The 20,027-nt window shown below is 68.6% G+C and carries 17 protein-coding genes; 6 read left to right on the top strand and 11 right to left on the bottom strand.

Annotation, left to right across the window (positions count from 1 at the left end; translation table 11 throughout):
* Positions 1-7: 7 nt before the first annotated feature.
* The 5 genes from KY497_RS10280 to nusA all read right to left on the bottom strand — a co-directional run bounded on the left by KY497_RS10280 (position 8) and on the right by nusA (position 6,923).
* Entirely contained in the window at positions 8-2,086 is a 2,079-nt protein-coding gene (locus tag KY497_RS10280; protein WP_219868983.1) for a helix-turn-helix transcriptional regulator, read from the bottom strand.
* A 162-nt stretch (positions 2,087-2,248) separates the two neighbouring features.
* Positions 2,249-2,674, bottom strand: a complete 426-nt coding sequence (rbfA, locus tag KY497_RS10275; RefSeq protein WP_021199404.1) for a 30S ribosome-binding factor RbfA — start codon at positions 2,672-2,674, stop codon at positions 2,249-2,251.
* A 95-nt stretch (positions 2,675-2,769) separates the two neighbouring features.
* Entirely contained in the window at positions 2,770-5,529 is a 2,760-nt protein-coding gene (gene infB / locus KY497_RS10270; RefSeq protein ID WP_219868982.1) for a translation initiation factor IF-2, read from the bottom strand.
* 94 nt (positions 5,530-5,623) lie between these two features.
* Positions 5,624-5,878, bottom strand: a complete 255-nt coding sequence (locus KY497_RS10265; protein ID WP_081603931.1) for a YlxR family protein — start codon at positions 5,876-5,878, stop codon at positions 5,624-5,626.
* 61 nt (positions 5,879-5,939) lie between these two features.
* The gene (gene nusA / locus KY497_RS10260; RefSeq protein ID WP_055868799.1) at positions 5,940-6,923 is read right to left on the bottom strand and encodes a transcription termination factor NusA; all 984 of its coding nucleotides are present in this window, start codon (positions 6,921-6,923) and stop codon (positions 5,940-5,942) included.
* A gap of 131 nt (positions 6,924-7,054) precedes the next feature.
* Here nusA and KY497_RS10255 point away from each other — a divergent pair, with 131 nt between their 5' ends.
* On the top strand, positions 7,055-8,410 hold the full coding sequence (locus tag KY497_RS10255; RefSeq protein WP_141386379.1) for an FAD-dependent oxidoreductase: 1,356 nt from the start codon (positions 7,055-7,057) through the stop codon (positions 8,408-8,410).
* On the opposite strand, the gene KY497_RS10250 is transcribed toward KY497_RS10255, so the two are convergent.
* Positions 8,379-9,419 (bottom strand): TIGR00730 family Rossman fold protein, encoded by a 1,041-nt coding sequence (locus KY497_RS10250; protein WP_218682280.1) that lies wholly within the window; start codon positions 9,417-9,419, stop codon positions 8,379-8,381. The two genes, KY497_RS10255 and KY497_RS10250, sit on opposite strands and share 32 nt — an antisense overlap.
* A gap of 141 nt (positions 9,420-9,560) precedes the next feature.
* Between KY497_RS10250 and KY497_RS10245 the strand changes: the two genes are divergently transcribed.
* Entirely contained in the window at positions 9,561-10,064 is a 504-nt protein-coding gene (locus KY497_RS10245) for a pyridoxamine 5'-phosphate oxidase family protein (RefSeq protein WP_141386381.1), read from the top strand.
* A gap of 18 nt (positions 10,065-10,082) precedes the next feature.
* Here the strand turns inward: KY497_RS10245 and KY497_RS10240 are convergent, their stop codons facing one another.
* On the bottom strand, positions 10,083-11,840 hold the full coding sequence (locus KY497_RS10240) for a proline--tRNA ligase (RefSeq protein ID WP_219868981.1): 1,758 nt from the start codon (positions 11,838-11,840) through the stop codon (positions 10,083-10,085).
* Between the two features lie 42 nt (positions 11,841-11,882).
* Positions 11,883-12,653, bottom strand: a complete 771-nt coding sequence (locus tag KY497_RS10235) for an isocitrate lyase/phosphoenolpyruvate mutase family protein (protein WP_141386383.1) — start codon at positions 12,651-12,653, stop codon at positions 11,883-11,885.
* A gap of 80 nt (positions 12,654-12,733) precedes the next feature.
* Between KY497_RS10235 and KY497_RS10230 the strand changes: the two genes are divergently transcribed.
* A complete protein-coding gene (locus tag KY497_RS10230) occupies positions 12,734-14,149 on the top strand; it encodes an RNB domain-containing ribonuclease (protein ID WP_218682446.1) in 1,416 nt (471 codons plus the stop codon).
* Between the two features lie 213 nt (positions 14,150-14,362).
* Positions 14,363-14,869 carry a hypothetical protein gene (locus KY497_RS10225; protein ID WP_218682447.1) on the top strand — a complete coding sequence of 169 codons (507 nt, stop codon included), beginning with the start codon at positions 14,363-14,365 and terminating at the stop codon, positions 14,867-14,869.
* Here KY497_RS10225 and KY497_RS10220 read toward each other — a convergent pair.
* The 3 genes from KY497_RS10220 to ispG form a co-directional block, all read right to left on the bottom strand.
* Entirely contained in the window at positions 14,838-15,704 is an 867-nt protein-coding gene (locus tag KY497_RS10220; RefSeq protein WP_219868980.1) for a hypothetical protein, read from the bottom strand. The two genes, KY497_RS10225 and KY497_RS10220, sit on opposite strands and share 32 nt — an antisense overlap.
* Before the next feature lie 63 nt (positions 15,705-15,767).
* Positions 15,768-16,100, bottom strand: coding sequence for a nuclear transport factor 2 family protein (locus tag KY497_RS10215; RefSeq protein WP_055868827.1), 333 nt, complete (start codon positions 16,098-16,100; stop codon positions 15,768-15,770).
* Positions 16,101-16,117: 17 nt separating this feature from the next.
* Positions 16,118-17,269 (bottom strand): flavodoxin-dependent (E)-4-hydroxy-3-methylbut-2-enyl-diphosphate synthase, encoded by a 1,152-nt coding sequence (gene ispG, locus KY497_RS10210; protein ID WP_174233197.1) that lies wholly within the window; start codon positions 17,267-17,269, stop codon positions 16,118-16,120.
* A gap of 60 nt (positions 17,270-17,329) precedes the next feature.
* Between ispG and KY497_RS10205 the strand changes: the two genes are divergently transcribed.
* On the top strand, positions 17,330-17,956 hold the full coding sequence (locus KY497_RS10205; protein ID WP_141386387.1) for a pyroglutamyl-peptidase I: 627 nt from the start codon (positions 17,330-17,332) through the stop codon (positions 17,954-17,956).
* A gap of 172 nt (positions 17,957-18,128) precedes the next feature.
* Positions 18,129-20,012 (top strand): chorismate-binding protein, encoded by a 1,884-nt coding sequence (locus tag KY497_RS10200; RefSeq protein ID WP_141386388.1) that lies wholly within the window; start codon positions 18,129-18,131, stop codon positions 20,010-20,012.
* The last annotated feature ends 15 nt before the right edge of the window (positions 20,013-20,027 follow it).

Genomic DNA, 20,027 nt, shown 5'->3' with positions numbered 1-20,027 from the left:
CGACGGCTCAGAGGTGCTGCTCTGTGCGGTGGGCGAGCACAGTCAGCTCGACCCGGCTCCGCACGCCGAGCTTGGTGAAGACCCGGCCGAGGTGGACTTCGACGGTGCGGACGGAGACGTTCAAGGCTTCGCTGATCTCGCGGTTCGCCGCACCGCCGACCGCGCGCATCGCCACCTCCAGCTCGCGCGCCGTGAGCTGAGGCGACCAGGCCGCGCGGCACGCGGAGAGAGCGCCGACCGAGGAGACGATGCTCCCCTCTCTCGCCTCGAGCCGATCCAGTCTGCCGCGCACCGCCCTCGCCCACGCCGTCGCACCCGAGAGCTCGAACAGCCGTTCGGCGTACTGGAGGTGGATCCTCGCCGAGGAGTGATCGTCGCGAATCGCATGCTGTGTTCCGAGCATCGTCTCCACTCGCGCCCTGGCGAACGGCGAGGTCAACGTGCGTGCGATGTCGCGGACCTCATCGCTCTCGGCACGCCACCGCCCGTCGCCTGCCGTCGCGACACGGACCCGCAGGCGCTGGGCGAGCGCGATCTCCGGAGGCTCGATGGACGCCTCCGTCGTGGTGCGACCGGCAGAGATGAAGGCCAACTCGTCCAAACCCGGTACCGCCATCGTGGTCTGCGGCCCACCGAGATCGGACCACAGCCGAACCGTGGCGGCGGCATCGTCGAACGAGCCGGCGAGGAATGACTGGATGCCGCGGTCCACGAGGAGGTCGATCTTCGCTCCCCCGGGCAGGGCGACGGTGAGTGATCGGGCGAAGGGTCCCAGCTCGCCGAGCACCGCCAGGTCGAGGCGTCTGGCGAGCACCACTCCCAATCCGGCAAAGGGCATCGCGATCGGAAAGGAGAGCGCCGCCTGGATCAGCCGGTCCCGCGCGACACCGATGTCGCCCCGCCACACGAGCAGCAGTACCTCGACGACGGCGCGATACGCCTGAACGACCGGGCTGTGCTCGTATCCCGGCACGAACGGGTCGGGCTCGCCGGACAACGCCGATTCGTCGGTCGCGATGAGACGCAGCGCCAGATCGACGTCCCCCTCCACGGCGGCGCGCAGGGTGCGCAGCATCCCGCCGCTCACCGGGCCGGACCCCGCGACTTCTTCGATGTCGTGGTCCCCCACGAGGAGCCAGCTCAGCGCCACCACGGGATCCCTCAGCTCATGCTCGGCACCGATCCGGGATGCGCCATCGCGGAGCGCGTCGAGCCACGTGCGCATACCGCGACGGTCGCCGCGTTCGGCGCAGAGTATCGCGGCGAGGGCGGCCGCCCTGGTCCAGTGATGCCAGTCGTCCTCGTCAGGTGTCTCCGGCCGCAGCGACGTCGGATCGATCTCGGGAACAGCACCCTGCACGACGGTCTGGGCGACGATCAGCGCCCCCAGACCTGCCAACCGGTATCGCTCGGTACCGTGCGGGTACAGTGCCCCCAGCCACGCGGCCGCCTCCGCAGCGAACCCGGCGCCCACCGCCGACGCGCCGGCGACGAGGCGCGCCTCGTCCTGGTCTTCGCCCACCGCATGCTCGCAGGCCTCCCTGGCGAGCAGCAACGCACGATCCGGGTACCCCGCCTCGCTGAGCTCCCTGGCGATGAGGGTGAGTTCCGGCGCGGTGGTCGGCTCTGCCTCGAGCGACGCCCGCGCCCGATGCCAGTCCGCGCTCACTCGTTCGCCGCGACGGCGGAAGACCGCGCTCAGTCGCCCGTGCACCGCCGCCGTCTCTGCCGCACTGGTGGTCGCCCGCAGCCAGATCGCTAGTCGGGCGTCGATGAAGCGCACCCGGCCGGCGTGCACGGCGAGGTGGGCACCGACGCGGGCGGAGGTGACCTCGGCCGCCGAGCGCCCATCGAATTCGAGAATCGGATCGAGAGCATCGTCCAGGCACACGGCGAGTGCGAGAAGCAGCCTGCGATCGCGTTCGTCGAATGCCACTCCCTCGAACCTCTGCGCGATCGCAGGCACCAGCGGCAGGGGCGTCGGCGCCGGGCGCAGACCGTGTCGTTGATCCGGCGTCAACCGCTGGACGACCTCACGGATCGTCGCCGCGTCCGCGTCCAGATCATCGGCGAGGCGAGCGAGCACGTGGGGCGCGCAACCGAGATCCTGCTCGAGCAGCTGCTCCAGGAGGAGCCCGACGGCAGCGGGCGCGATAAACGGCCCCCCAGACGTGTTCGCACCCTCGATGCCGATCCCCCTCAGCTTCGCGGGACGCCGTCCCGCGAAGCCGAGCGTATCAAACGGCGCTTACTCCGCGTCGTCGTCGGTACGGTACGGGTCGGCGTCGCCGGCGTGGGAAGCCGAGGACGCGAGCTTGGCGACATCGGCATCACGCTGCTGCGCTTCACGCAGCAGCGCGCCGATGTGGTCGGCGTTCTCCGGAAGCGCGTCGGGAATGAACTCGAGGGTCGGCACGAGCCTGGTGCTCAGCTGCCGTCCGACCTCGCTGCGCAGCATTCCGGTCGCCGAGGTGAGCGCCGCACCGCTGGAGATGCGCTCCTCCTCCGTGCCCAGCACCGTGTAGAACACCGATGCGTGCTGGAGGTCGCCGCTCACGCGGACGTCGGTGATGGTGACGAAGCCGAGGCGCGGGTCGCGCAGCCCCTTCTCCAGCCGTTCGGCGAGGATCACGCGGATTCGATCCGCGAGACGGGCCTGTCTTTCGCCTGCCATTGTTCTCTCCCTGTCCAGGAACCCTCAGGGCGTCCCCCGTCTCCGTGCTCCGGAAGGAGCAGGAGAGGGAGACGCCCGAAGGTGTTTCGAATTGATCAGCCGCGAGGCTTCTCGACGAGCTCGGTCGTCTCGATCTCATCACCGATCTGGATGTCGTTGTACTTTCCGAGTCCGATACCGGCCTCGTAGTCCGTACGGACCTCGGTGACATCGTCCTTGAAACGACGCAGCGACTCGATGGCAAGGCCATCGGCCAGCACGACGCCGTCGCGGATGACGCGGGCCTTGGCGTTGCGCGTGATCGTTCCCGATCGCACGATGACACCGGCGATGTTGCCGAACTTCGAGGAGCGGAACACCTCGCGGATCTCGGCCACACCCGACTGGATCTCTTCGTACTCCGGCTTGAGCATGCCCTTGAGCGAGCTCTCGATCTCGTCGATCGCGTTGTAGATGACGGAGTAGAAGCGGATGTCCACGCCTTCACGGGCGGCACGCTCGCGTGCCTTCGTGTCGGGGCGCACGTTGAAGCCCACGATGATCGCGTTGTCGATCGTCGCCAGGTTCACGTCGGACTCGGTGATCGCACCGACACCGCGGTGGATGATGCGCAGCTGCACCGAATCATCGACCTCGATCTTGAGCAGCGACTCCTCCAGGGCCTCGACGGCACCGGAGACGTCACCCTTGATGATGAGGTTGAGCGACTCGACCTTGCCGTCTTCGAGAGCACGGGTGAAGTCCTCGAGCGAGATGCGCTTGCGGGCCTTGGCCAGCTGGGCGTTGCGCTCGACTGCTTCACGCTTCTCAGCGATCTGGCGGGCCATGCGGTCTTCCTCGGTGACGATGAAGACGTCACCGGCACGGGGCACCGAGTTCAGACCCTGCACCTGCACCGGACGCGACGGGTAGGCCTCGAGGACCTGCTCGCCGTTCTCGTCCGCCATGGCACGCACGCGGCCATAGGCGGTGCCTGCGACGATCGCGTCACCGATCCGGAGCGTTCCGGACTGGATCAGCACCGTGGCGACCGAACCGCGGCCCTTGTCGAGCTTCGCCTCGATGGCGACACCGCGAGCACCCTTGTTCGGGTTGGCGGTGAGGTCGAGACCAGCGTCGGCGGTGAGCAACACGGCATCCAGCAGTTCCTGGATACCGGTGCCGGCACGAGCGGACACGTCGACGAACATGACGTCGCCACCGAACTCCTCGGCGACCAGGCCGTACTCGGTCAGCTGCTGACGCACCTTCGAGGGGTTGGCGTCGGGCTTGTCGACCTTGTTCACCGCGACCACGATCGGCACGTTCGCCGCCTGCGCGTGGTTCAACGCCTCGACCGTCTGCGGCATGATGCCGTCGTCGGCTGCGACCACGAGGATCGCGAGGTCGGTGACCTGCGCACCACGGGCACGCATGGCGGTGAACGCCTCGTGACCCGGGGTGTCGATGAACGTGATGGCGCGCTCGATGCCCTCGTGCTCGGTCCACACCTGGTAGGCACCGATGTGCTGGGTGATGCCGCCGGCTTCTCCCTCGATGACGTTGGTCTGACGGACCGCGTCGAGCAGTCGCGTCTTACCGTGGTCGACGTGACCCATGACGGTGACGACCGGGGGACGGATCTCGAGGTCGTCTTCGCTCTCGGCTTCCAGCTCGGCCTCGAGGTCGAGACCGAAGCCCTCGAGGAGCTCCTTGTCCTCGTCCTCGGGCGAGACCATCTGGATCTTGTAGCCGAGCTCGGCACCGAGGACCTCGAACGTCGCCTCGTCCAGCGACTCGGTGGCCGTGGCCATCTCGCCGAGGTTGAAGAGGATCGTCACGAGGGTTCCGGGCTGCACCGTGTAGCCGGTCAGCGTCTCGATCTTGTCGGCGAAGTCCGCAATCGATGCGCCGCGACGCATGCGGATGATCTCTCCGTTACCGCGGGTGACGTTGACGCCACCGACGACCGGAGCACTCCGCATCTCGAACTCTTGCCGCTTCGCCCGCCGCGACTTGCGCTGCTTGCTCTTGCCGCCGCCCTTACCGAAGGCACCTGCGGTACCACCGCCGGGGCCGCGGCCACGACCGCCGCCGCCACCAGGACGACCGGCGAAGCCGCCGCCGCCACCGGGACGTGCTCCGGGACCACCGGCACCGCCGGGTCCACCGGCACCGCCGGGGCGACCGGGGCCGCCGGGACGCTGCTGGAACGGAGCACCGGGACGACCGCCCTGGCCACCGCGAGGTGCACCGGGACGAGGCGAGCCGGGACGCGGTGCACCCGGACGGGGTGCGCCGGGACGCGGAGCCTGCGGACGGGGGATGTTGCCAGGCGTCGGACGCTGGCCCATGCCCTGTGCGGACGCGAAGGGGTTGTTGCCCGGACGGGGACCGGCCGGACGCTGGCCCATGCCCTGCGCGGATGAGAAGGGGTTGTTGCCCGGACGCGGAGCGCCGGGGGTGGGTGCGCCGCCTTCAGCGGGCGCGGATGCCTCCGGGGCTGCCGGCGCAGGAGCCTCTGCCGCGGGGGCAGGAGCGGGCGCGGCAGGCGCGGGCGCCGCGGGGGCCGGAACCTCCGGGGCAGGCTTGGGACCAGGCTTCGGACCCGGGGTCGGCGCCGGCTTGGCAGCGGAGCCCGTACCGGGCTTCGTCGCGGACGCCGCGGCAGGCTTCGCCGCAGGAGCGGCGGGGGCTGCGCCCTTGAGCGAGCTGTCGGCCTCGATCGCCGCGCGCAGCTTGCGCGCCACCGGCGGTTCGATGGTCGAAGACGGGCTCTTCACGAACTCGCCGAGTTCCTTGAGCTTTGCAAGTGCGATCTTGCTGTCGACGCCGAGTTCGGCGGCGATCTCATGTACGCGTGGTTTACCAGCCACAATTCTCCTGTCTGAGTCGGTCCACCCAGACAGGGCAGACCACTAGTCGCGGACGGGTCTCATTTCGAGCCGTTCACTTTGTTTCCATAGCTGTTCAGCCTTTGTTTCTTGGTGGGTGCTGTTCGAAGGTCCGTGTGTCCAGCTGAGTGGTCACACGCAGTGCTCGTCCGAAAGCTCGTCGCCGCAGAGCGGCCTGGATGCAATCAGGTGTCGGATGCACCCACGCGCCGCGCCCCGGCAGGACAGCACTCTCATCGGGGATGAGGGTGTCGTTCTGGGCCACCACCCGAAGAAGGGCGGAGCGGGGAGCACGCGTGCGACAACCGACGCACGTTCGTACGGGTTCCATCTTACACCTGCGTTTCACCCCGCCTCGCCCGTTCCCGGGCGCGGCGGAAGGCCGAAGGGGATCAGTCGAGGACGCTGTCCGGCTGGATGTCGATCTTCGCACCGGTGAGCTTGGCGGCCAGACGCGCGTTCTGACCCTCCTTGCCGATCGCCAGCGACAGCTGATAGTCGGGCACCAGGGCGCGGACGGCCTTGGTGCCGGCATCGAGCACGAAGGAGCTCGTGACCTTCGCCGGCGAGAGGGCGTGGGCGACGAAGGTCGGCAGATCGGCGTCGTAATCGACGATGTCGATCTTCTCCCCCGCGAGCTCCTCGGTCACGGCGCGCACGCGACGGCCCATCTCGCCGATGCAGGCGCCCTTGGCGTTGATCGACGGGTCGTTCGCCTTGACCGCGATCTTCGTGCGGTGGCCGGCCTCGCGGGCGAGCGCGACGATCTCGACCAGTCCCGCCGCGATCTCCGGCACCTCGAGCGCGAAGAGCTTGCGCACGAGCCCCGGGTGGGTGCGGGAGACGGTGATCTGCGGGCCCTTGAGTCCCTTGGCGACGCTCGTGACGTACACGCGCAGGCGTGAACCGTGGGTGTACTCCTCGCCCGGCACCTGCTCCTCGGGGGGCAGGATCGCCTCGACGGCTCCGAGATCGACGTGGATCATGCGAGGGTTCGGACCCTGCTGGATCACGCCGGCGACGATGTCGCCCTCTTTGTCCTTGAAGTCACCGAGCACGACGTCGTCCGCGATGTCGCGCAGACGCTGGCTGATGACCTGCTTGGCGGCGAAGGCCGCGATACGCCCGAAATCGTCCGGCGTGGCGTCCTCTTCGCCGATGATCGCGCCCTCTTCGTCCTTGACGACCTGCAGCACGGCGACGTGGCCGGTCTTGCGGTCGAGGTCGACGCGAACGCCCTCGGGCGTGACGCCGTCGGCGGCGACGTGCTTGGAGTACGCGGTCAGGATCGCCTGCTCGATGATGGCGACGAGTTCTTCGAAGGGGATCGCCTTCTCCTTCTCGATCCCTCGCAGCAGACTCAGTTCGATGTCCATGACGGCCTCTCTATTCAGCTCTCGTCGCGCCTGTTCGCACGCGCGACATCCGTACCACGATACCCTGTGCCCACCGGCTCCCGCACGGCGGCGGCGTCGTCGGGATACGGGAGCCGCTCGAGGAGGAGCACGTGAGCACATTCGACACGATCGTGATCGGCGCCGGGATGTCGGGGCTCACGAGCGCCCGGATGCTCGCCGACGCGGGCCAGAGCGTCGTGGTCCTGGAAGGACGCGACCGCATCGGCGGTCGGATGCACACCGACCGCGGCGCCGGATTCCCGGTCGACCTCGGCGCGTCGTGGATCCATGGGATCGAGGACTCGCCTCTGTGGAACCTCGTCCACGCGCTGAGGATCCCGGCGATCGAATACACCGTGGGCAGCTTCCAGGTGGGCGGGCGCCCGATCGAGAACTTCGACGGCGACGGGCATCCGATGGACGAGGGGGCCACCGCGCAGTGGATCGCCGACGTCGACATGGCCGATCGTCTGCTCGTGGAGGAGATCGCCGCCTCCTCCCCCGGCGACACCTACCTGGATGTGACCGAGCGTGCCCTCGACCGGTCGGGATTCGCCCCGGAGCGCATCGACGACATCCGCGAGTTCTTCCGCCATCGGGTCGAGGAGCAGTGCGGCGCCTGGATCGGCGACCTCGACGCCCATGGCCTCGACGAGGACGCGATCGAGGGCGACGAGGTGATCTTCCCCCGCGGGTACGACGAACTGCCCCGACGCATCGGCTCCGGCCTCAATGTGCGCCTGGAGACGGTCGTGACGCGGGTGAGCCGGTCGGGCGACGGCGTCGTCGTGCACGCGGGCGAGACGCAGTACCGGGCCGCCAGGGCGATCGTGACCGTGCCCCTCGGGGTGCTCAAGGCGGGGACGATCGCGTTCGAGCCGGCACTGCCCGACGCGGTCGCAGGCCCCGTCTCCCGGCTCGGGATGGGCGTCTTCAACAAGGTGTTCGTCCAGTTCCCCGAGCGCTTCTGGAACGAGGGGACCTACGTGATCCGTGCCCTCGGCGAGGCCGGCGAGCACTGGCACTCCTGGTACGACGTCTCCGCCGTCAGCGGCATCCCGACACTGCTGACCTTCGCCGCCGGACCCTTCGGTCGCCGTATTCAGGAGCTTCCCGATGCGGAGATCGTCGCCGACGCGGTGAGTGCGCTCCGGGTCCTCTACCCGGATGCCGTGGGCGAGCCGCTCGCCCACTGGGTCACCCGCTGGGGTGAGGACGAGTTCTCGAACGGCTCCTACTCGCACCTCGCACTGGGTTCCACGCATCACGACCACGACGTGCTCGCAGGGCCCGTCGACGGGGTACTGCACTTCGCCGGCGAAGCCACCTGGGGCGACGAACCGGCAACGGTCGGTGCGGCGTTCTACTCCGGGCACCGGGCCGCGGAGCGCATCCTCGATCGCCCCGTCGACCTCACGGACTTCGCGGCCCGCATCACCGCGCGGGAGCAGACGGAAGCGCGTTGATCGCTCCGATCAGCCGGAACAGGTTGCCCACCTGCCGCTGATCCAGGTGCAGGATCAGACGCGGCAGGTCGAGCTTGTCGTCGTCGGCGACCTCGGGTTGCAGCGGAGCCGTCCGCTCGATCCGGCCCGTCGAGAGCATCGAGGCGAACTGCTGGTTGAGCGTTTCGATCTCGTCATCCGTCGGCACGGCCTTCAGGCGCAGCACCAAGGCGTCGCCGACCCACCGCAACGAGTCGTAGTTGTGCCAGAACCCGGTGATCTCCGCGCGCGCCGCCTCCACCGAATCCGTGATCACGACGCGGTCGAAGTCACCCTCCGAAATCACCCCGGTCGGAGCGAGGTGATCGTCGATGAAGCTGCGCAGACCCTGCCAGAAGGTGCCCCCGGGCTCGTCGAGGAGAACGATGGGGGTCGGCTCGGCCTTCCCCGTCTGCTGAAGGGTGAGCAGCTCGAACATCTCGTCGAGAGTGCCGAATCCGCCGGGAAGGCAGATGAATCCACGCGATTCCTTGATCAGCATGAGTTTGCGTGTGAAGAAGTACTTCATCGCGACGACGTGGTCCTGACCGGTCACGAAGCCGTTCGGCTTCTCCTCGAAGGGCAGCCGGATGGAGACGCCCAGCGAGAGAGCGGGGCCCGCTCCCTCCGACGCCGCCTGCATGATGCCGGGTCCGGCACCCGTGACGACCATCCAGCCGTCGCCCGCCAGGGCCGCCGCCACATCGCGAGCCGTGAGGTAGAGCGGATCGTCATGCCGGGTGCGGGCCGATCCGAAGACGGTCACCTTGGGGACTCCGCGGAACGGCGCGAACAGCCGGAACGCATCGCGCATCTCAGCCAGAGCCGCCGAGGCGATCTTGAGGTCGAGACGATCGGCACCGTCCACGCCGAGCAGGATCGCCGTGCGCACCATGCGCATGATCAATCGTCGATCGGCGTGCACTCCCGCGTCGTCGAGCACGGCGTTGATCTCGGAGCTGAGGGCCTCGGGGAGTGGTTCGTCGATCATGTCACCAGGGTGTCATGCGACGGTGCGACCGCGGGCCGCAACGCCGGGGTGTCGCTGCGAGACGCCGGCACCTCCCTGTCACGGCACCGCCACGGTGTCAATGCCCGTGACCACCACCACGGCAGGCGGCACGCTGATGCCATGACCGAGATCACAGGACCCGAAGCCCTCGCCCGCGTCGCCGAGCTCGTGGAGGACATCGACATCACGATGCTCACCACCACCGACGACGACGGCAACCTCGTGAGTCGACCGATGTCGACCCGGCAGATGGACGATGCCGGCGACATCTGGTTCTTCACCTCCGAAGACACCGAGAAGGTCGATGAAGCGCGCAAGCACCGTGACGTCGGCCTCGCCTACTGCGATGCGAAGGGTATGCGCTACGTGTCCGTCGCGGGAACGGCAGAGGTCGTGCATGACCGCGCGAAGATGGAGGAGCTCTACTCCGCGTCTCTGGAGATCTGGTTCGCCGACGGCCTCGACACTCCCGGCATCGCGCTTCTGAAGGTGACCCCGAAGGTCACGGAGTTCTGGGAACCCGCGAAGGGCAGGCTCGCGCTCGCTGCGGGTGCGCTCAAGTCCCTCGTCACCCGCGACACGCCTGACGACGACATCATGAACCACGGCCGCATCGTCTGCTGACGACGCGGCCGCACGGGCTCAGCGGGTGGAGAGCCGCCCGACGACCTCGTCGACGTTGACCGCGTCACGCTCCCCCGTGGCGCGGTCCCACAGCTCGACCTGGCCTTCGGCGGCCCCACGTCCGACGATGACGATCTTCGGGACGCCGACGAGTTCGGCGTCGCCGAACTTCACACCGGGCGATACCTTGGGGCGGTCGTCGTAGAGCACGTCGAGTCCCGCGGCCTCGAGCTGCGCGGAGATGCTCTCCGCCACCTCGAACGCGACCTGATCGCGACCCGCGGCGACGACCTGCACGTCGAACGGCGCGACGGACGCCGGCCAGATGAGGCCCTTGTCGTCGTTGTTGAGCTCGGCGATGATCGCGAGGATGCGGGTCACACCGATGCCGTACGAACCCATCGTCACAGTGACGAGCTTGCCGTTCTCGTTCAGCACCTTCAGCCCCAGGGCCTCGGCGTACTTGCGGCCGAGCTGGAAGACGTGTCCGATCTCCATGCCTCGCGCGAGCTCGACCGGCCCCGAGCCGTCGGGCGCCGGGTCCCCCGCGCGCACGTTCGCGATCTCCACGACGCCGTCGGCGGCGAAGTCGCGTCCGGCGACGACGGAGTGCGCGTGCTTCTGGTCGATGTTCGCCCCGGTGATCCAGCTCGTGCCCTCGCTCACACGCGGGTCGACCAGGTAGCGGATCCCGGTGGCGGACTCCTCGCCGAGCACCGCCCCTGTGGGCGACCAGGGGCCGATGTAGCCCTTCACGAGCAGCGGGTTGTTCTCGAAGTCGTCGGCGGTCGCCGTCTCGACCTCGGCGGGCGCGAAGGCGACCTCGGCGCGCTTCTCGTCGACCTCGCGATCGCCGGGGATGCCGACGATGACCAGTTCGCGCGTGCCGTCGACGTGCGTGAGTGCGAGCACGACGTTCTTGAGGGTGTCGGCCGCGGTGTACTCGCCCTCGAGCTCACGGTTCGCGTGCACGACCAGCGTCTCGATGGTCGGCGTGTCCGGGGAATCGAAGATCACCGGGGTCGCGTCGGCGTCGTAGGCGATCGCCTCCGGAACCGCAGTGGTGAACGCCTCGACGTTGGCCGCGTATCCACCGGCGCTGCGCACGAAGGTGTCTTCTCCGACCGGTGTCGGGTGCAGGAACTCCTCGCTGCGGGATCCGCCCATGGCGCCGGCGTCGGCCTGGACGATCACGTACTCGAGTCCGAGCCGCTGGAAGATGCGCTCGTACGCGTCGCGCTGCGCCTGGTAGCTGGCGTCGAGACCCTCGTCGGACGAGTCGAAGGAGTACGCGTCCTTCATCGTGAACTCGCGGCCGCGGAGCAGGCCCGCCCGGGGGCGCGCCTCGTCACGGTACTTGTCCTGGATCTGGTAGATCGTGAGCGGCAGGTCTTTGTACGACGAGTACAGGTCCTTCACCAGCATGGTGAAGGCCTCCTCGTGCGTGGGCGCGAGGAGGTAGTCGCCTCCCTTGCGATCCTGAAGACGGAAGAGCAGATCGCCGTACTCGTCCCAGCGGCCGGTGGCCTCGTAGGCCTCACGCGGCATGAGAGCCGGGAAGTGCACCTCCTGCGCGCCGGCAGCAGCCATCTCCTCGCGGACGACGGTCTCGATCTTCGACTTGACGCGCAGCCCCAGTGGCAGCCACGCGAAGATGCCGGCGGCCTGCGGGCGGATGTATCCGGCCCGGATCAGCAGCCGATGGCTGGCGACCTCTGCGCCTGCAGGGTCTTCACGGAGCGTGCGGAGGAAGAAGTTCGAAAGACGAGTGACCACGGAGCAAGTCTAGTGAGCCGCGGTCACTCGTCTTCGACCGTGTCAGTTCAGCGCCGGAAGGTTTCCCGGGACCACACCGCCCGCGTAGAGGTCGGCGGCGAGCTCCTGCAGCGCGGTCAACGCGACGCGCTGCGGCAGCGGCCCGTACGAGATGCGCGCGACGCCGAGCTTCTCGTACTCGGAGGCGGCGAGGGCACCGGGGAGCCCGATGACGCTGACCTTGCGCTCTCCGATGCCCTCGACGAGCTGACGGGTGACGTTCATGTCGAGGATGCCGGGGATGAACACAGCCGTCGCTCCCGCGTCGAGGTACGCCCGACCGCGCTGGATGGCGTCGGCGATGCTCTCCGGCACCGGGCGCCCTCCGGCGCGCACGAACGCGTCGGTGCGGGCGTTGAGGGCGAACGGGACGCCCTCGTCCTCCGCCGCCTTCACGATCGCTGCGACAGCGGCGACGGACTCGTCGAGCGGCTTGAGGCGATCCTCGATGTTCGCGCCGACGACCCCGACGCCGATAGCGAGGCGCGTGGTCTCGCCCGCGTCGCCGTATCCGTCATCGAGGTCGGCCGAGACCGGCACCGCGACGGCAGCCGCGATGCGACCCACCATGTCGATCATGATCTCGCGTGGGGTGGCGCCGTCGTCATACCCGAACGACGCGGCGATGCCGTGGCCGGCCGTGGCGATCGCCTTCGTCTCGGGGAGAGCGGCGACCGCCCGTGCGGAGACGACGTCCCACACATTCACGACGCGGAGGATCTCCGGTGCGTCATAGAGTCCGACAAGGGTCTGGGCCTTGGCTGCAGTGGTCATGAGTCCACGCTAACGCGGGTTGCCATCCGCAGGGCCGGTTCGCCGACCTCCTCCCGATCACTCGCGCCTAGGGTGGAGCCATGCCTCAGCGCCGATCACACGTCGCCCCGTCTGCCGCCCAGACCGAACTGGCCACGGCGCTCGCCGCTCTGCGCGAGTCGGCCGAAGCCCCCGTCGACTTCCCTGAGGATGTGATCGCCGAAGCTGAGGCATCGACGGCGACCGTGCCCGAACTCGACCTTCGCGACATCCCCTTCGCGACGCTCGATCCCGAGGGTTCTCGCGACCTCGATCAGGCGTTTCATCTCGAGCGCGACGGCAGCGGCTACACGGTTCGCTACGCGATCGCCGACGTCCCCGGCTTTGTCGTCCCAGGTGGCGCCGTCGACGCCGAGGCTCGGCGGCGCGGACAGACCCTGTACGCCGCCGACGGCTCGATCCCCCTGCATCCGCGGGTCCTGAGCGAGGATCGCGCGTCGCTGCTCGCCGATGTCGATCGACCGGCATTGGTGTGGACATTCGCCCTCGACTCCGCCGGCGTGGTCTCGACCTTCCGTCTGGAGCGCGCGTTGATCCGCTCGCGCGCCCAGCTCGACTACGCCACGACCCAGATGTCGCTCGATCTCGGCGAAGACGGGCCGGCCGCGCTGCTGCCCGAGATCGGCGCCCTGCGGATGGAGCAGGAGCGCCTGCGCGGCGGAGCGAGCCTGAACCTGCCCGATGAAGAGGTCGTGCGCGCCCAGGACGGCACCTATGCGATCGAGCGTCGCAGTCCGCTGCCCGTGGAGGAATGGAACGCTCAGCTCTCGCTCATGACGGGGATGGCAGCCGCGACCCTGATGCTCGATGCCGGGGTGGGGATCCTTCGGACCATGCCGGAACCGGATGACGCTGCGTTCGAGACGTTCCGGCACCAGACGGAAGCCCTCGGTCGACCGTGGACGACGGGCACCTACGGCGAGTACCTGCGAAACCTCGACCGCGCCGACCCGATGACGCTCCCCGTGCTGGAGGCCGCTTCGTCACTGTTCCGCGGAGCGGGGTATCTGGTGTTCGACGGCGAGACGCCGAAGGATGCTGTGCAGGCCGCCATCGCCGCGCCCTATGCTCACGCGACCGCTCCCCTGCGCCGGCTGGTCGATCGGTGGGCCCTCGCGATCTGCCTCGCCGCCTCGAACGGCACGCCTGCCCCCGAATGGGCACGCGCCTCACTCGCAGAGCTGCCCGCGCTGATGCAGGAGTCCGGTCAGCGCGCCTCACGACTGAACGCCGCCACGATCAACAGCGTCGAAGCCGCGCTCCTGACGCCGCTGGTCGGCTCGACGATGGAGGCGACCGTGATCGAGCTGCGGGGCGAGCGTGCGGCGATCCAACTCGCCGACCCCGCGGTCACGGCGACGGCACCCCTGCCCATGGGGGCGAAGCCGGGCGATGTCGTCCAGCTCCGGGTGGCTCGGGCTGACATCGCGAAGGGAGAGGTCGAGTTCGCGATCTGAACATCCTGTCGGCCTGCTGACGTCGTCTGTCCCCACGGCCATACTGGCGGGATGCCTTCACCGTCCGCACTCGTCGATCCCTCGTCACAGACCCAGCCCGATCTGTTCGCACTGGCGTCTGCATTCATCGAAGTCCCGGTATCGTCCTGGCGATCAGCACCGTGGTGGTTCTTTCGACTTTGCCTCGCCGTCCCCCTTTCCTGTGCGTCCGTCGTGGTCTTCGCTCTGGCGCCGAGCCAGCGCGAGCCCGGTGTCACGATGTTCATCGGTGCGGGAGTCACCTGCGCTGTCGCCTCAGTGATCCTCATGCTGACGCTCCTGACAGCCGATGCCTACACGAAGGTGACCCGGTTCGCGCGAAGGGTCCGCCACTGGATCAGCAATGCGATGCTGGGGCTTTCCGTCCTCTTCGTCGTCGTGCTCGCTCTCGGAGCGGTGGCAGCAGGCATGACACCGGGGGTGAACAGCGACCCGCAGGTCCTGCTCCTGCTCACGACCACCGCGGTGGTGGCGGCTTTCTGGGGATGGATGGCGCTGATCATGACACCACCGTTCCTGTCCACCGCTCCGACGAGCGATCTGCATCAAGCTGGTCGGTCCTTCTCCGCGATGACGGCAGCGGCTGTCGTGCTGGTCGCCTACGGTCACGCCTCGTATCGCCACACCGTCGCGCGGCGTGAGGCTGACGTCAGTCGGCCGGCGTCGCCACGGTCGTCATGACCAGGAGCTGAGGATCGCTCAGGTCGAGCGACACCGTGATCGAGGCGAACGCGGCGAGCGAGTCGACGTGCGTTCCTCCGCAGAGGATCACGGCCTCGCCCTCGGGGAGTTCGCAGTGCCAACGACGACGGTCGACGATGGACGGGCCCTCGGTCTCGACGCTGCTGGAGACACCGGCGGCGACCCATGCCGCGAGCTGGTCGTTGACGCGTGCTTCCCGATCGGTGAGCGTCGCCGCGAACGTCTCGGTGTCGAACCCGGCCCTGCGCAGGCTCTTGCCCAGACGGTACTCGTCGACGGCCCCGTCCTCGTGGATCCGACTCGACTGATTGGCGCGGCCCTCGAAGTCGGGGGCACCGAGGGCGTCGACACCGGGGTCCTTGCGCCAGAGGTCCGCCAGGGCCCGGTCGAGCGCGAGAGAGGCGAGGTGACATGCGGTGTGGCCGCGGCTGAGGCCGACACGACGCGCACCCTCGACCGAGAGCGTCACCCGCGCACCCTCGACGAGAGCAGCCGGAGCGGCAGCCTCGATCCGATGCCCGACGAGCCAGGTCCAGCCGTCGGCCCCGCGCTTGACGGGGATGTCGCTCCCGACGGCGAACTCGCCCTCATCCGAGATCGCGGCCATCAGCGCCTCCGTCACCTGGACGGTGTCGCCGGCGACCGCGATGGTCCCCGTGTCGCCCGGCTGATCCGGCCAGGTGTGGTCGACGGGGTGAAAGGGTGTCGTGTCCACGACCACGACGGGGCCGTCCGGGTGGTTCTCGACACGGGTGACGATGCCATCTCCGGCGATGGCCCCTGCCGCGAAGGTCACGATGGTGGGCGTCGACATGGTTCTCCTAGGATTCGACGGCACGCAGTCGGCGCGCGGGCTCCACAGCCCGCAGCTGACGTGTCAGTGGGACGGGGGGATCGTGAAGCTGGCGAGCTTGTCGCCCTCGACGACGAAGATGCCGTCGGACTCACCGTTGAAGACGCGACTCGCCCATCCGAAACGGAGGCGCGTGGTGTCGCCCTCGGTCTCGGCCGAGAGCACGGTCATCTGCGCACCGGCGCCGATCGCGTCACTGCCCGCCCAGTCGCGCACCCCAGCGGGGCCGGCCTTGACCGTGCCCCAATCGCTGACGAAACCGTCGGCGGTGAAGGCATCCACGAATGCCTCGGTGTCGGCGGCGTTGATCGCGTCGATCATCGCCTGCACAGGAGCGGGAAGTGTGTGATCGGACATGTGGTGCTCCTCCTGGCTCAGACCGTGACGACCTGGGCGGTGCCGAGCGGCGCTTCCGGTCCCATCTCTGCGGCGATGCGGTTGGCTTCTTCGATCAGCGTGGCGACGATGTCCGCCTCAGGCACGGTCTTGATGACCTCGCCCTTCACGAAGATCTGCCCCTTGCCGTTGCCCGAGGCGACGCCGAGGTCGGCCTCTCGGGCCTCACCGGGTCCGTTGACGACGCAGCCCATCACGGCGACCCGAAGCGGGACGGTCATGTCCTTGAGTCCCTCGGTGACGTTCTCGGCCAACGTGTATACGTCGACCTGCGCACGACCGCACGAGGGGCACGAGACGATCTCGAGCTTGCGCTCGCGCAGGTTCAGCGACTGCAGGATCTGGTGGCCCACCTTGACCTCTTCGGCCGGCGGCGCCGACAGCGACACCCGGATCGTGTCGCCGATGCCCTCGCCGAGCAGGATGCCGAACGCCGTGGCGCTCTTGATCGTGCCTTGGAACGCCGGGCCGGCCTCGGTCACGCCGAGGTGCAGAGGCCAATCGCCCCGCTCAGCCAGCAGCCGGTACGCCTTGACCATCACGATCGGGTCATTGTGCTTGACCGAGATCTTGAAGTCGTGGAAGTCGTGCTCCTCGAACAGCGACGCCTCCCAGACGGCGCTCTCGACCAGCGCCTCGGCCGTCGCCTTGCCGTACTTGGTGAGGATGCGGCGGTCGAGCGATCCGGCGTTGACACCGATGCGCAGCGAAACGCCCGCGGCCTTCGCCGCCTCCGCGATCTTGCCGACGTTGCCGTCGAACTCCCGGATGTTCCCGGGGTTCACTCGAACCGCGCCGCATCCGGCGTCGATCGCCGTGTAGATGTAGCGCGGCTGGAAGTGGATGTCGGCGATCACAGGGATCTGGCTCTTCATCGCGATGATCTTCAGCGCGTCGGCATCGTCCTGATGCGGCACGGCGACGCGCACGATTTCGCAGCCGGAGGCCGTGAGCTCGGCGATCTGCTGGAGAGTCCCGTTGATGTCGGTCGTCTTCGTGGTCGTCATCGACTGCACGCTGACCGGAGCGTCGCCGCCCACGAGCACCTTGCCCACTTTGATCTGCCGGGACTTACGGCGCGGGGCGAGGACTTCGGGGATCTTCGGCATTCCGAGGTTCACTGCTGGCACCCCTCAAGCCTACGCCGCCAGGATGCAAGTGGGCTGGACGGACGCACCTACGCTGGATGAATGGCAGTCGTCCTCCTCACCGGCTTCGAACCCTTCGACGGCGCCGCGCGCAACCCCTCTGCGGATGCGGTGAACGCCGTCGTGGCCGACTACGACGGCCCGCACGACCTGGTCGTCGCGACTCTTCCCGTCGCATTCGACGCCTCGGCGCGCCGCCTGCGCGCCCTGATCGAGCGCCACTCCCCTGATGTCGTCATCGCCACCGGACTCGCCGGTGGGAGCTCGCACATCGCCCTCGAGCGCATCGGGGTGAACCTGATCGATGCGCGCATCCCCGACAACGACGGCGCACAGCCCGTCGACGTGCCCAGCGAGGCCGGCGGCCCTGCGGCGCGGTTCTCGACGCTTCCCGTCAAGCGTCTCGTCGACGAGCTGATCGCCGAAGGACTCCCGGCGCGGCTCTCGCTGTCGGCGGGCGCGTACGTGTGCAACCACGTGCTGTACACCGCGCTGGGTGCGATCGGGCCGAATGCCATCGCAGGGTTCGTGCACCTCCCCTGGTCGACCGGCACCGCTCCCGCAGACGCTCCGCATGTCGCCGAGGCGCAGCTGGCTCGCGCGGTGCGTCTCGTCGTCGATCACGCCCTCGACACCGAGACGAAAGAGCCGGGCGGCAGCATCTGGTGACGTCATCGCGCTCGGGCCGCCACGCGCGATGTGGTAGTTTCGGCCCCATGCTCGCGAACTTCACCTGGTGGCCCGCCTTCTAGGCGGTGTGTTCGCGTTCCCACGAATTCAGACCGCCGACCTCGGCGGTCTTTTCGTTGCGCCGAGCCGGAGCACAGCACAGGAGACATCGATGACCCTCTCACGACTCGCCGAGCTCAGCGCCGATCCGACGGCGTCCTTCGTGCTGATCGCACGTGACGGCGCCGACACCGTCGAGCTGCTCAGCGGGGAGGTCGTCGACGTCGATCTGCTCGCGGACATCCCGCTGACCATCGACGGCACCCCTCGCGAGGTGTTCTCGATGGTCCCCTATCGCCAGGTGCGTGAACGCGGGTTCGTCGCCCAGGACGACGGTGCCCCGCTGCGGTGCGTGGTCGTCGACGAGCACCTGCACCTGCCCACCGCGGAACTTCTCACGGCCCTCCCCCGCACACCCGTCGCGCTTCACGACGACGGCTTCGACATCGCCGACGCCGAGTACGCCGCGATCGTCGAGAAGGTCATCGCCGAGGAGATCGGCCGTGGGGAGGGTGCGAACTTCGTCATCCGGCGCGATTTCACCGCCGGCATCGACGTCGACGACCGGACGGCCGCCCTCACCTGGTTCCGTGCGCTGCTCACGCACGAACGCGGCGCCTACTGGACTTTCGCCGTCGTCACTCCCGGGCACATCGCCGTCGGCGCCAGCCCGGAGGCCCATGTGGTCGCCCGCGAAGGCATCGTCACGATGAACCCGATCTCCGGAACGTTCCGTCACCCGGCCGGTGGTTCGACGAAGGAGACGCTGATCGACTTCCTCGCCTCGACCAAGGAGACCGAGGAACTGTTCATGGTCGTCGACGAGGAACTCAAGATGATGAGCGCCGTGTGCTCCGACGGTGGGCGGATCACCGGCCCCCACCTCAAGGAGATGTCGCGGCTCACGCACACCGAGTACATGCTTCGCGGACGCAGCTCCCTCGATCCGCGCGACATCCTGCGCGAGACCATGTTCGCGCCGACCGTCACCGGGTCGCCCATGCAGAACGCGTGCGCCGTCATCCGTCGCCACGAGCGCGAGCCCCGCGGCTACTACTCCGGAGTCGCCGCCCTGTTCACCCCGAACGCCGACGGCGGCCACGACCTGGACGCGCCGATCCTCATCCGTACCGTGTACCTCCAGGACGGCACCCTCCGCGTGCCGGTCGGTGCGACGCTCGTTCGGCACTCCGACCCGATGGGCGAGGTGTCCGAGACGCACGGCAAGGCCGCCGGTGTGCTGGGTGCCATCGGAGCGATCGACCGTGACCGCGTCGCCGAGGCACGCAGCGATGCGGACGCTCCGGGCGCGGCACGTGCCCTCGCCGACGACCCCGCGATCTCCGAGCTGCTCTCGTCGCGCAACGCCCGTCTGGCCGAGTTCTGGCTCAACCCGCAGGGCGAGGAGTTCACGGGCCCGTTCGCCGGACACTCGGCCCTCGTCGTGGATGCCGAGGACCGTTTCACGACCATGCTCGCCCACCAGCTGCGCCATCTGGGTCTCGCGGTGACCATCGCCCCCTGGAGCGAGGTGCGGGACGCCGATCTGGATGCCGCAGACCTCGTCGTCGCAGGCCCAGGTCCCGGAGATCCGCGGGATACGGAGAACGCCCGCATCGCCAGGATGCGCGCCGTGGTCGCGCGTCGGCTCGATTCCGACGCACCGCTGCTCGCGGTGTGCCTCAGCCACCAGATCCTCGCCGACAGGCTCGGCATCTCGCTGACTCCGCTCGATACCCCGCATCAGGGTCTGCAGAAGTCCGTGCCGGTGTTCGGAGAGGACGCATCGATCGGCTTCTATAACACCTTCACCGCGCGGGTCAGCCCTGGCACGATGACCGTCGGGGATGCCGACGTGTCAGCGGATCCCGACTCCGGCGATGTGTACGCGCTCCGCGGGGCGCACTTCGCCTCGGTGCAGGGACATCTCGAGTCGATCCTCTCGCGCGACGGGATCCGCACGCTCGAGCGCCTCGTGTCGCACGCCCTCGCCTGATCCGTCGAACCGGGG

It is taken from the genome of Microbacterium sp. PAMC22086 (assembly GCF_019443525.1).
Classification (GTDB): Bacteria; Actinomycetota; Actinomycetes; order Actinomycetales; family Microbacteriaceae; genus Microbacterium; species Microbacterium maritypicum.
The sequence above is the reverse complement of the archived record's forward strand: the minus strand, read 5'-3'. Positions and strand labels throughout refer to the sequence as shown.